This is a genomic window from Gemmatimonas sp., assembly GCF_046594945.1.
Taxonomy (GTDB): domain Bacteria; phylum Gemmatimonadota; class Gemmatimonadetes; order Gemmatimonadales; family Gemmatimonadaceae; genus Gemmatimonas.
In genome coordinates this window covers 1-12023 of record NZ_JBKJRB010000160.1, presented here as the reverse complement: position 1 = coordinate 12023, position 12023 = coordinate 1, and the positions used below count along the sequence as shown (strand labels likewise).

8 protein-coding genes are annotated in these 12023 nt (G+C 63.3%); all 8 read left to right on the top strand.

The features are described from left to right. Window positions 1–231: 231 nt before the first annotated feature. The 8 genes from ACLL97_RS19045 (at window position 232) to ACLL97_RS19010 (ending at window position 11945) form a co-directional block, all read left to right on the top strand. The gene (locus ACLL97_RS19045) at window positions 232–1269 is read left to right on the top strand and encodes a BMP family lipoprotein (protein ID WP_411282059.1); all 1038 of its coding nucleotides are present in this window, start codon (window positions 232–234) and stop codon (window positions 1267–1269) included. Continuing rightward, on the top strand, window positions 1266–2834 hold the full coding sequence (locus tag ACLL97_RS19040; protein ID WP_411282058.1) for an ABC transporter ATP-binding protein: 1569 nt from the start codon (window positions 1266–1268) through the stop codon (window positions 2832–2834). The genes ACLL97_RS19045 and ACLL97_RS19040 overlap by 4 nt, the downstream gene beginning before the upstream one ends. Next, a complete protein-coding gene (locus tag ACLL97_RS19035; protein ID WP_411282057.1) occupies window positions 2831–4009 on the top strand; it encodes an ABC transporter permease in 1179 nt (392 codons plus the stop codon). Before ACLL97_RS19040 ends, ACLL97_RS19035 begins: the two co-directional genes overlap by 4 nt. Continuing rightward, window positions 4006–4881 (top strand): ABC transporter permease, encoded by an 876-nt coding sequence (locus ACLL97_RS19030; RefSeq protein WP_411282056.1) that lies wholly within the window; start codon window positions 4006–4008, stop codon window positions 4879–4881. Before ACLL97_RS19035 ends, ACLL97_RS19030 begins: the two co-directional genes overlap by 4 nt. After that, complete coding sequence (locus ACLL97_RS19025; RefSeq protein ID WP_411282055.1) at window positions 4878–6116, top strand: MFS transporter; 1239 nt, start codon at window positions 4878–4880, stop codon at window positions 6114–6116. Before ACLL97_RS19030 ends, ACLL97_RS19025 begins: the two co-directional genes overlap by 4 nt. 224 nt (window positions 6117–6340) lie before the next feature. After that, on the top strand, window positions 6341–8347 hold the full coding sequence (locus ACLL97_RS19020) for a prolyl oligopeptidase family serine peptidase (RefSeq protein WP_411282054.1): 2007 nt from the start codon (window positions 6341–6343) through the stop codon (window positions 8345–8347). A 71-nt stretch (window positions 8348–8418) separates the two neighbouring features. Continuing rightward, the gene (locus tag ACLL97_RS19015; protein ID WP_411282053.1) at window positions 8419–8808 is read left to right on the top strand and encodes a (deoxy)nucleoside triphosphate pyrophosphohydrolase; all 390 of its coding nucleotides are present in this window, start codon (window positions 8419–8421) and stop codon (window positions 8806–8808) included. Next, window positions 8805–11945 (top strand): DUF3427 domain-containing protein, encoded by a 3141-nt coding sequence (locus ACLL97_RS19010; protein ID WP_411282052.1) that lies wholly within the window; start codon window positions 8805–8807, stop codon window positions 11943–11945. The genes ACLL97_RS19015 and ACLL97_RS19010 overlap by 4 nt, the downstream gene beginning before the upstream one ends. The last annotated feature ends 78 nt before the right edge of the window (window positions 11946–12023 follow it).

The following is a 12023-nucleotide window of genomic DNA, read 5'->3' as shown; positions in this document are numbered from 1 at the left end:
AAGCCTGGGAGCCGAGAGCCCAGAGCCCCCACGCAACAAAAGCCGCACAAAAAAAGAGGCTCATGATCCTCCAGAAGGGTGCGCGACGTCAATTGCAGCGCCTCGCCTCGCCATCATCTCGGATTTGATCGATTTTCAAGAAGTGCCCTCCTTTCGCAAGGCATTCGCACGGCATTAGCGAATGCCTTTGCCCCTTCCCGCAGCGACGCCGTGCGGCGAAGCTTCCGGACCATGCGCCGGACTCTCTACCTCATCGGGGCACTGCTCCTCGCCCACCTCGCCCTCCTGACCGTTCACCCCGCTGGGGCAACGGTCGCCGACACCTCCGAAGGTCTGGATGTCGGGATCGTCTTCGACGTCGGCGGTCGCGGCGACAAGTCGTTCAACGACGGCGCGTATTTAGGTGGCCTCCGTGCCACGAAGGCGCTGGGCGCACGCGTGCGCTACATCGAGCCGGGCGAAGGCTCCGACCGCGAAGCCGGCCTGCGACTGCTGGCCGCCGAAGGTATGGATCTCGTGGTGGCGGTCGGGTTCATCTTCACCGACGACATCAACGTGCTGGCCAAGGAGTACCCAAACGTCCGCTTCGCCGACGTGGATTACGCCGTGGCCACCGACAGCGCCGGCAATCCGCTGCCCATGCCGCCCAACCTCGTCGCGCTCAAGTTTCGCGAGGAGCAGGGCTCGTTCTTGGTGGGGGCACTCGCCGCCCTCGTGGGGAATGCCAAAAAAGTGGGCTTCGTGGGCGGCATGGACATCGCACTCATCCACAAGTTCGAAGCGGGCTACCGCGCCGGCGTGAAGCATGTCTGCCCCGATTGCGACGTGATCGTGAACTACGCCGGTGTCACGCCCGAAGCGTTTCGCAATCCGGGGCGCGGCAAAGAGATGGCGCTAGCGATGTACAATCAGGGCGTGAACGTGATCTTTCACGCCTCGGGGTCCACCGGACTCGGCGTGTTCGAAGCCGCCCGTACCACGGGCAAGTTGGCGATCGGGGTGGACGCCGATCAATACAGCGAAGCGCCGGGCCACGTGCTCACCTCGATGGTGAAAGGCATCGACGAGGCGGTCTTTCAAGTCGCGAAGGCGGTGAAAGAGGGCAGCTTTATAGGTGGCATTCAGCAGTTCGGGCTCGCCGAGAACGGCGTCGGCTATGTGTACGACGCCAACAACAAGTCGCTGATCCCTGAGGCCGTGCGCGCGCGGCTCGATGCGCTCACGGCCGACATCGTGGCCGGGCGGATCAAGGTCCCCAGCACGCGATGACCCAAAACGGGCTTACCATGAGCGCATCGGGCACACCCGCCATCCGGATGACGGGCGTTGTGAAGACGTTCGACGCCGTCGTAGCCAACCGTGATGCATTCCTCGACGTGGCGCGGGGCGAGATCCATGCACTCGTGGGGGAAAATGGCGCGGGCAAGAGCACGCTGATGCGCGTGCTGGCCGGGATGTATGCGCCCGATGCCGGAACGGTGTTGGTGAATGGCAAGGACGTGACCGGCTGGAAGACGCAGGACGCGATCGCCGCCGGCGTGGGGATGGTGCACCAGCACTTCATGCTGGTGCCCACACTCACCGTCGCCGAAAACGTCATTCTGGGTATGGAGCCGCGCAACGGCCTGCAGGTGGATCTGCATCGCGCCGTTGTCGAAGTGGAGTCGTTGTGCAAGAAGTGCGGCCTGCACGTTGACGCCAACGCGAAGGTGGCCGACCTGTCGGTCGGCGAAGCACAGCGCGTCGAGATTCTGAAAGCGCTCTATCGTGGCGCAAAGATTCTCATTCTCGACGAACCCACGGCGGTACTTTCACCGCCCGAAGTGCGCGACCTCTGGAGCGTGCTGCGTGCGCTCAAGGCTGACGGCGGCACGGTGGTGCTGATTACGCACAAACTCGACGAAGTGATCGCGGTATCCGACACGATCACCGTGATGCGCGGCGGCCTGACGATCTCGCGCTTCGCGACCGAAGGCACGACAGCGCGTGACATCGCGCGCGCGATGGTGGGACGCGACGTCCAGCTGCACCTCGACGCCCAGAGTGGCGCCGACACCTGGGTCGCTCCGGCCGCCGCGTCGCCGTCGGCCGCCGCAGTGCTGCGCGTGACGAACGTGTCGGTGATGTCGGACCGTGGCACTCGCGCGGTGAACGACCTCAGTTTCGAAATTCGGCCCGGCGAGATTCTCGGCATCGCCGGCGTGGAAGGCAACGGGCAGACGGAACTGCTGGAGGCGATTGCCGGATTGCGCGCCCTGCAATCGGGCAGCGTGCAGCTGTCGTCACACGACGTCGGCCCGCGCTCGGTACGTGACCGAGCCGATCTCGGATTGTCGCACATTCCCGAAGACCGGCATCGACGCGGCCTGATTCTCGACTACAGCATCGCCGACAATCTTATTCTCGGTCGGCAGCATCATTTCGGATCGTTCGGTGCGCTCGATTCAGCGCGCATCGCGATGCACGCCGTCGAGCAGGTGCGGCGCTTCGACATCCGTCCGGCCATGCCATCGCTGCCGGCGCGCGCGTTGTCCGGCGGCAATCAGCAGAAGATCGTGATCGCTCGTGAAATGGGACGCGAGTTCACCGTGCTGTTGGCAGCCCAGCCTACGCGCGGGGTCGACGTCGGCGCCATCGAGTTCATTCACGCGCAGCTGCGGCTTGCGCGGGATGCGGGCAAGGGGATTTTGCTAGTGAGCGCGGATCTGCCCGAAGTGCTCGCTCTTTCCGACCGTATTGCGGTGATGTACGGCGGACGGTTCGTGACCGTCCTGCCGGCCGCGCAGTGCACCGCTGAGCAGCTAGGTCCCTACATGACGGGAGCGGCGGTATGAGTACCGGACCAGCGACGCCGCCGCGCGAGCAACAGCGGGAAATGCAGAGTACGGGAGAAGTACGCGCGATGGCGGCGCTGCCAGCGCGCGCCGGGATCGGACTGGCGGGCGGGTTCCTGCCGCCGCTGGTCGCATTGGCCATCGCCGCCGTGGTGGGCGATCTGCTCATCCTGAGTTTCGGTGAAGCGCCGTCGACCGTGTTTCGGTTACTGGTCGAAGGCACGTGGGGCAACGCCTACGGCATCGGACAGGTGTTGTACAAAACCACGACGCTGGCCTGCACTGGTCTCGCGTTTGCACTCGCCGCTCGCGCTGGGCTGTTCAACGTGGGTGCCGAAGGACAACTCGCCGCCGGTGGATTCGGCGCGGCGCTGTTGGGCATACTGCTCCCCTCGGGCACGCCGGCGTTGATCGCGGTGCCGCTCTGCTTGCTGGCGGCCATGCTCGTTGGTGCCGGCGTGGGCGCGGTGCCGGGCGCGCTGCGCGCGAAGTTCGGAGCGAGCGAAGTGATCGTGACGATCATGCTCAACTTCATCGTGCTCGCGTTGCTGAACTGGATCGTGTCGTCGAAGCTGCATGTGCCGGAAACACTGCATACGCCGCCGATCGTGGCCGGTATGGTGCCGCGCTTCGCCGACAGCTTTGCGGCGTTCCGTGGCAGTGCCGCCAACTTCACCATTGTGTTTGCCGTGCTCGCCGCGGTGGTGAGCTGGTGGTATCTGTTCCGCACCCGCAGCGGTTACGAACTGCGCGCAGTGGGACTTCAGCCTGACGCCGCGCAGTACGGCGGCGTGCGCGTGCCGCGTGTGTTGCTGGTCACGATGTGTTTGTCGGGCGCCTTGGCTGGGCTGGGCGGCATGAACTTCGTGCTCGGCTACAAGGGCTACTACGAGGAAGGGTTCGCCGGTGGCGCCGGATTTCTGGGCATCGCGGTCGCGTTGGTGGGGCGCAATCATCCGTTCGGCATTCTCGCGGCCGCGCTGTTGTTTGCCACGCTGTCGCAGGGCGGGCTCGCGGTGAACGCGATCGTGCCGAAGCAGCTTACCGACATTCTCACAGCAGTCGTGATTCTCGCGGTCGCGACAGCGGTGCCTGAAGTGCAAACGCAACTGCGGGCGGCCGCGGCCAACGTGACGGCCGCGTTCTACCGCGACGCGCGGAAGGGGGTGTCATGATTCTGCTCACCTTTCTGCTGCAAACCATTCGTATTGCGATTCCCTATCTGCTGGCGGCGGCCGGCGGCGTGATGTCGGAGCGCGTGGGCATCATCGCGCTCGGCCTCGAAGGCATGATGCTGGCCGGTGCGTTCGGCGCGGCGCTCGGGAGCTATTACGGTGGCACTCCGTGGGCGGGACTGGCCGGTGCACTCGTGGCCGGTGCGATGGTTACCGCGGTGCTGGCCGTCGCGACGCTGCGCTACAAGGCCAATCAGGTGGTCGTCGGTGTGGCCATCAACCTGCTCGTGGTCGCGACGACCCGGTTCTATCTCCGGCGCATCTTCGACAGCGCCAGCAATTCCCCGCGCGTGCCGGGCTTCGGCGGTGAGGGCACCGGCGGTATGTTTGCGAGCTTCGTGAATCCCGTGGTGTGGATAGGACTCGCCTCGCTGCCGGTGCTGGCGTGGGTGCTCTATCGCACGCCGTTCGGCTTGCGCGCGCGTGCCGTGGGCGAAAAACCTGAGGCGGCCGCCACATTGGGTGTCGCCGTCACCCGATTGCGTCTGCAGGGGCTGCTCATCGCGGGCTCGCTGGCGAGTCTTGGCGGTGCCTATCTCGCGCTCGATCAGCATCAGTTCTCCGACAGCATGACCGCCGGGCGCGGCTTCATCGCGCTGGCTGCGGTAATCTTCGGGCGCTGGGAACCGGTGCGTGTGGCCGTGGCCTGTCTCCTGTTCGCCGGGGCGGAAACGCTACAGATTCAGCTACAGGGTTCGCAACTCATTCCCAGCCAATTCGTGGAGATGATCCCGTACGTGCTGACGATCGTTGCCTTGGCCGGAGTCGTGGGACGCAGCGTCGCACCCGCCGCGCTCGGGAAGACTGAGTGACCGTGTCCCAGACCGACGAGCATCCGATCGACGGCGGCCAAGCCGCGTTTGGCAAGCTCGCGGTGTTGATGGTAACAGCGTTCATCGACATGCTTGGCCTGTTGATGATTTTGCCGCTGTTGCCCTTCTATGCCAAAGAGCTCGGGGCCGGTGGCTTCGTGGTCGGGCTGCTGGTCAGTTCGTTCAGCGTGGCGCAGTTGCTCAGTGCACCGCTCTGGGGACGATTCAGCGACAAACATGGTCGTCGTCCGGCGCTGATCGTGGGGCTCGCGTCGAGCGCCGTCGCATACGTGGTATTCGCCTACGCCGACTCACTGTGGTTGCTGCTGCTGTCGCGCATCGTGCAGGGTGCGGGCGGCGGTACGGTGAGTGTTATTCAGGCCTACGTAGCCGACGCGACGCGTCCAGAGGATCGGGCGAAAAGCCTCGGCTGGCTATCCGCCGCCACCAATGCCGGTGTCGCACTCGGTCCCGTCATCGGCAGCTGGGTGCAACATTGGGGACCGCATACGCCGGGCCTCGTGGCCGCGGGATTGTGCCTCATCAACATCGTGTTCGCATCGAAGTATCTCACCGAAGTCCGCCGCCCGGTGGCCGACAACGCCGATGGTTCGAAACCGGTGCGCAAGGGGTCGCGAGAAGCCGTGCTGCGGGTGCTCACACACCCGAGCGAGCCGGCGTCGCGACTGGTGATGATATACGCGATCGCGATCGGCGCCTTTCAGGGCACCACCGCGATTCTGGCGCTCTTCCTGGCCGCGCGGTTCGGTGTCACGGCCGATACGATCGGTTACTTCTTCATGTACATCGGCGTGCTGAGCGTCGTGGTGCGCGCGCTGTTCCTCGGTAAGATCGTGGACCGCTTCGGCGAAGCACGATTGAGCCGCTACGGCGTGGTCTTTCTCGCAGTCGGACTGATGGGATTGTCGTTCTCGCATGACTACGTCACGCTGGCTCTAGCAGTCGGGTTGCTGCCACTCGGCACGGCGTTCACGTTCCCCTGCGTCACCGCCATGCTCTCGCGCGTAGTCGCAGGATCGGAGCGCGGATTGTACATGGGCGTTCAGCAAACGTACGGCGGGATCACGCGCGTCGGATTCCCGATTCTGCTTGGATTTGCGTTCGATACGTTCGGGATGCAGAGCCCGTTCTGGATCAGCGCGACACTGGTTTTGGCGACGTTGTTACTTGGACGGGATATGGAGTTATATGCTCCTCGCGTTCTGAAGGCGTAGGGCTGTGGGCTGTCTGCCGTGGGCCATGCGCCATGGGCCATGGGTATGTGCCCTGCGCGGTGGCCCGCCGCCGTCACCGCACTGTTTTCACCCATGGCCCATGGCCCACGGCCCATGGCTGACAGCCGTTAGCCCACAGCCCTCGACCTGGGAGCCGAGAGCCCACAGCCAGGCCGAAGGCCCATAGCCTGCAGTTTAACGTCCCCATTTTCTCACAAGGTGACATGCGCCCTCGCCTCCTCCTCGCCCTTCTCGCCGCCTGCGCCGCCGTCGTCAACACCGCGCCTGCCCAATCCCCTCGCCCCGTCCGCAGCTCCGACCTCTATCGGATGCGTGAGGTCGGAGCCGGTCGTCTCTCGCCCGACGGCGGCTGGATTGCCTACACCGTCACCACCGTCGACTCGGCCAAGGACAAGAGCGACAGTGATGTGTGGATGGTGAATTACGAGGGCACCCGCACCATTCGGATGACGAGTTCACCGGAAGGCGAAAGTAATCCTCGGTGGAGTCCGGACAATCGCTACCTGAGCTTCGTCTCCGGTCGCTATGAATCGAAGGGCGGACAAGTGTGGTTGCTCGATCGCGCCGGCGGCGACGCGGTGCGGCTCACCGATCTCAAGGGCGGTGTGGGCGAGTACGAGTGGTCGCCCGACGGCACCCGTCTGGCTGTGGTCTCGCACGACCCCGATCCCGAAGACGCGAAGCCCGATTCGCTGAAGACGAAGAATCCGAAGCCGATCGTTCTCGATCGATACGCCTTCAAGCGCGACAACACCGGCTATCTCGATCGGCTGCGCGATCATGTGTATATCGTCGATATCGCCACGAAAAAGTCGGTGCCAGTTACCACCGGCGACTTCGACGATCAGTCAGTCCGTTGGTCTCCTGACGGCAAGCGACTGGCGTTTGTAAGCGAGCGCAGTGGCACCGATCCCGATCGCACGAACAACGCCGACATCTACGTCGTCGACGCGGCAGCTGGTGCCACACCGGTCAAGCTCACCACGTGGAGCGGTCCCGATGCGAGCCCGATGTGGAGTCCCGATGGAAAGTTCATCGCCTATCTGCAAGGGAGCGAGCCGCAGCTGTCGGCGTACACGCAGAACACGATCGCGGTGATGCCGAGTGGAGGTGGATCGCCGCGGCTCGTCGCCGCCTCGCTCGATCGCGATGTGAGTGCGCTGTCGTGGAGTGCCGACGGCAAGACGCTGCGCTTTCTGCTCGGCGATGATCGCGCGGTGCATCTCGCGACGGTGCCCGCGAGTGGAGGGACCGTGTCACGCCTGCTCGAGGGCCGACGCGCCGTGACGTCATACGATGCGTCTAGCACGGGTCGCCTGGTGGTGAACAGCGCGACGGCGACGCGCTCCGGTGAAGTGTTCGCGTTCGAGAACGGCGCACTACGCGCGCTCACGCATGTGAACGATTCGATCTTCACCGCACTGGCGCTTGGCACTACGGAGGATGTGCAGTTCAAAAATAGGGACGGACTCACCGTTGGGGCGCTATTGGTGAAGCCGGCGGGATTTGACGGCAGCAAGAAATATCCGTTGATGCTGCGCATTCACGGCGGGCCAAACGGACAGGACCAGCACGCGTTCTCATTCGAGCGTGAATTGTTCGCGGCCAACGGCTATCTCGTGTTGGCGGTGAACTATCGCGGCAGCTCGGGGCGTGGCCAGGCGTGGAAGAAGGCCATCTTCGCCGACTGGGGCAACAAGGAAGTGCAGGATCTGATGGCCGGCGTGGATCACGTGATCGGCATGGGCGTCGTGGACACCACGCGCATGGGGATTGGCGGCTGGAGCTACGGCGGCATTCTCACGGACTACACCATCGCCACCACCACGCGCTTCAAGGCGGCCACGAGTGGTGCCGGCAGTGCACTGCAAACCACCATGTACGGCAGCGATCAGTACATCTACCAGTACGAAAACGAACTTGGCGCGCCGTGGAAGAATCCGAAGCTGTGGGAGAAGTTGTCGTATCCCTTCTGGCACGCCGACCGCATCACCACGCCAACAATGTTCCTTGGCGGCGAGAAAGACTTCAATGTGCCCATCGCCGGCGGCGAGCAAATGTATCAGGCGCTCAAGTCACTGGGCGTGCCCAGTCAGATGATCGTGTATCCCGGACAGTTCCACGGCATCACGCGGCCAAGTTTCGTGAAGGACCGGTATGACCGGTACGTGGGCTGGTACGCGAAGTACTTGATGGGAGTGACGCAGTAGGGACGAAGTAGGCAGCGCCAGGAGCGATTCGCTCCTGGCGCTGCCCGGCTTCGCAACGCAGCTTCGGGGAAATGCCTGACCACCTCATTCGCGTAATTGCTGCCGTCGTACGAGATGGCGACCGGTTCCTCGTGTGCCGGCGTCCGGCCCACAAGCGCCACGGCGGACTCTGGGAATTCCCGGGCGGCAAATGTAAAGACGGCGAGTCGGACCAGCACGCGATCACCAGGGAGCTCGCTGAGGAACTCGGCGTTCAAGTGACTGCCGTTGGAGACGCGCTTTTTTCGGCGTCGGATCCCAACTCACCCTATTTGATCGTATTTATGCCTGTCGAAATTCACGGCCACCCTGTCTGCCTTGAGCATGCGGCAATCGCCTGGGCGTCTACGCCGGAACTGGCGGCCTACGCACTCGCACCGAGCGACGACCGCTTCGTGAGCTTTCTCGGACACGTTGAATGAGCTTGCCGATTGGCCTGTACGATCAACTCATCACCGATACGTTGGCGGAGCGCCTGCAAGGATTGGGCAGCGACGCACAGGTCGACAAACTCCTCGATGGAGACGCGACAGGCCCGCTGCTCGACCTGATGGCCAGCACACTCTCGCGTCTGCTCGAGTCGTTCACGACCGACCCGCAGAACTCCCTGCTCAAGCAGCTCGAGCTCGTGAACGGCGTACTCACGCACCTTCGAAGTACAGTGAGTGTGGACCAACGCGATGCGATCACGCTGCCACAGCAGCCAGCACGACGACTTCGCGCCATTCGCGCCGGAGGCGAAGCCGCACGACTGCCGGAGACGGGACTGGCGGCCCCGTGGCTGTTCACGGCCGCAAAAGCGTCGCCGTCGTTGTACCACGAAATCCAACGCGAGGCCGCTGATTGCGACCAGATCGACATTCTGGTCAGCTTCATCACGGTGTCTGGTGTGCGCAAGCTGATGGATGTGCTGCAACGAGCCACGGCACCGAATGCGAGTGGCGTGGGGCGAACGCGCATCCGCGTACTGACTACGACCTACATGGGAGCGACCGAGCAAGCGGCGCTGGATATGCTGGCGCGTCTCACCGGCTGTGACGTGAGGATCTCACTCGACGGGCGACGCACGCGGCTGCATGCGAAGGCGTGGATCTTTCACCGTGCAACGGGCTTCGGTGCGGCTTACATCGGCAGCGCGAATCTATCTGGCGCGGCGCTGCTCGGCGGGCTGGAATGGACCGTCAAACTCACTGAGCACACGCAGCGCGTGATCTACGCTCGCGCGAAGGCGCACTTCGAGACCCTCTGGGAGGACAACGAGTTCACCAGATACGACCCGAACGATGTGGAGTGCTCGCGAACGCTGGCCCGTGCCCTGTCAAAAGAGTCATCGCAGTCGGACAGCGGAGTATCCGTACTGTTCGACATTTCCCCGAAACAGTATCAGGCAGACATCCTCGAGCAGCTCGCCTTTGAGCGGGAGCACGGTCGAACCCGCAACCTTCTCGTCGCGGCCACCGGCACCGGAAAAACCATCATGGCCGCGCTCGATTATAAAGCACAGGTAGCAGCTACGGGTTCTCGACCGCGTCTGCTCTTTGTGGCGCACCGAGAGGAGCTGCTGTCGCAAGCGCTGCAGACGTATCGCGCCGTGCTTCGCGACTACAGCTTCGGGTCGCTCCTCGTTGGGGGGCATCAGCCGGAATCGTTCGATCATCTGTTCGCCAGCATCCAGAGCCTGACCTCGCAGCGTATTGTTGAACGCTTTGGCGCGACGCACTGGCACACCGTTGTGATCGACGAATGTCATCGGATCGCGGCACCACAGTTCGATGCGCTCGCGCGCAGCGTACAGCCGAAAGTCCTGCTTGGTCTCACCGCCACTCCTGAGCGAACCGACGGAGTGCCGATCGCAACCTACTTTGATTCGCGACCGGATGGTGCGCCGGCGGCCGAGCTCCGGCTTTGGCAGGCGCTGGACCTTCAGTTGCTCTCACCGTTTGAGTATTTCGGATGCAACGACGAGACGGACTTTTCCGAGGTCCCGTGGAATAGCACAGGAGAGACCGCCGCGCTGGATCAACTGCTCACCGGCAATCATGTGCGCGCTCGCATGGTGCTCAACGAGTGGAACCGACTGTCCGGTAATGCTCGGAACAGTAGAGCCATCGTCTTCTGCGTATCCGTAAACCATGCGCGCTTCATGACGGAGCAGTTTGAAAAGGCGAATCTACCGGTGGAATGCCTCACGGGTGGGTCTACTGAGCTCGAACGGAGGGAGGCTCCACAGAAGCTCGCGCGTGGCGAGATCTGCGCGATCATTACGGTCGACTTGTACAACGAAGGTGTCGACATTCCAAATGTCGACACCCTGCTCTTCCTGCGACCCACGCAGAGCGCCCTGGTCTTTCAACAGCAGCTCGGACGAGGCCTTCGACTCGCTGACAATAAAAGCAGCTGCCTCGTGCTCGACTTCGTTGGGCGACATCGATCAGATTTCCGTTTCGATCGGTTGATCTCGTCAGTGACCGGCTTAAGCCGCCGAGAAGTCTTGAAGGGTGTCGAGGATGGCTTTTCGACGCTGCCGAGTGGTTGTCACATTCACCTTGACGCACAGGCCCGCGACCGCGTCCTCGAGAATCTGCGATCCGTCGCGCAGCAGAGTTGGACGCGACTTCGTTCCGAGTTGCAAAGCTACGCCGCTGTGACCGGTCGACTGTCCGTGCGACTTGCCGATTTCCTGCATGATCAAGACATCGAGCTATTCGAGATCTACCGCGAGGCGCGCCCGAGCGGCTGGACGTCGTTGCGGCGTGCGGCTGGCCTGCTTCCGCGAGACGAAGGCGGGGAGATCGAAGCCCTCACATCGCGCTCGCTACGACACTTGTTGCACGTCGATGATCCTGCTCAGATCAAGCTTATCCGCAACGTCGCGGAGTCTGGAGGTACCTACACGGCGTCCGGCGGAACCGACGCCGTGCGTGCGCAAATGCTCACGTATCAAGTAGAGCACACGGGCACGCTCTCGTTTGCAGACTTCGCCCAGAAGCTGACTACAGAGCCGAACGTATTGCTCGAACTTGGCGAACTAACCGACGTGCTCGAATCCCGAAGCCGCATTGCGCCACGCCCCATCCTCGGATTCGAGGATGTTCCGCTCGTGCTCCATGCCCGCTATCAGCGACGCGAGATACTCACCGCCATCGGCGTCCACACGGCAACCAAGCGACCCGCGTCGCGAGAGGGCGTCGTGCGATTGCCGGACAGCAAGGTTGAGGTGCTGTTCGTGACGCTCGACAAGTCTGACGGCTTTCGTGATCAGGTCGCATACCACGATTATGCCGTCAGCCCCACGCGTTTCCATTGGGAAACACAGAATTCGGCTGGCCCCGACACCGCTGCGGGCCGGCGCTACATCGAAAGCGCGACGAACGGCTGGACCTTCCAACTCTTCGTGCGCGAGACTCCGGAGTACGCGTTCGTGGCTTGCGGCGGCGTGCGAATCGCGAAGCCCGGCGCTGTATCTGGCGAGCGACCGATGTCGATTTTCTGGACGCTCGATGTCGCGCTACCACTGGCCGTATTCGGCGCATTCAGTGTACTCAAGCAAGGGCGTTAGGATCTCGGCACACCGCGACCCCCGCGCACCCACGCCGTCACCACCATCACCCCACCCACCACCCCAAGTCCCACCAAC

Bases quoted from the DNA above. Each gene is read 5' to 3' on its own strand.
- ACLL97_RS19045 (WP_411282059.1), top strand. From the start codon at position 232: ATGCGCCGGACTCTCTACCTCATCGGGGCACTGCTCCTCGCCCACCTC.
- ACLL97_RS19040 (WP_411282058.1), top strand. From the start codon at position 1,266: ATGACCCAAAACGGGCTTACCATGAGCGCATCGGGCACACCCGCCATC.
- ACLL97_RS19035 (WP_411282057.1), top strand. From the start codon at position 2,831: ATGAGTACCGGACCAGCGACGCCGCCGCGCGAGCAACAGCGGGAAATG.
- ACLL97_RS19030 (WP_411282056.1), top strand. From the start codon at position 4,006: ATGATTCTGCTCACCTTTCTGCTGCAAACCATTCGTATTGCGATTCCC.
- ACLL97_RS19020 (WP_411282054.1), top strand. From the start codon at position 6,341: ATGCGCCCTCGCCTCCTCCTCGCCCTTCTCGCCGCCTGCGCCGCCGTC.
- ACLL97_RS19015 (WP_411282053.1), top strand. From the start codon at position 8,419: ATGCCTGACCACCTCATTCGCGTAATTGCTGCCGTCGTACGAGATGGC.
- ACLL97_RS19010 (WP_411282052.1), top strand. From the start codon at position 8,805: ATGAGCTTGCCGATTGGCCTGTACGATCAACTCATCACCGATACGTTG.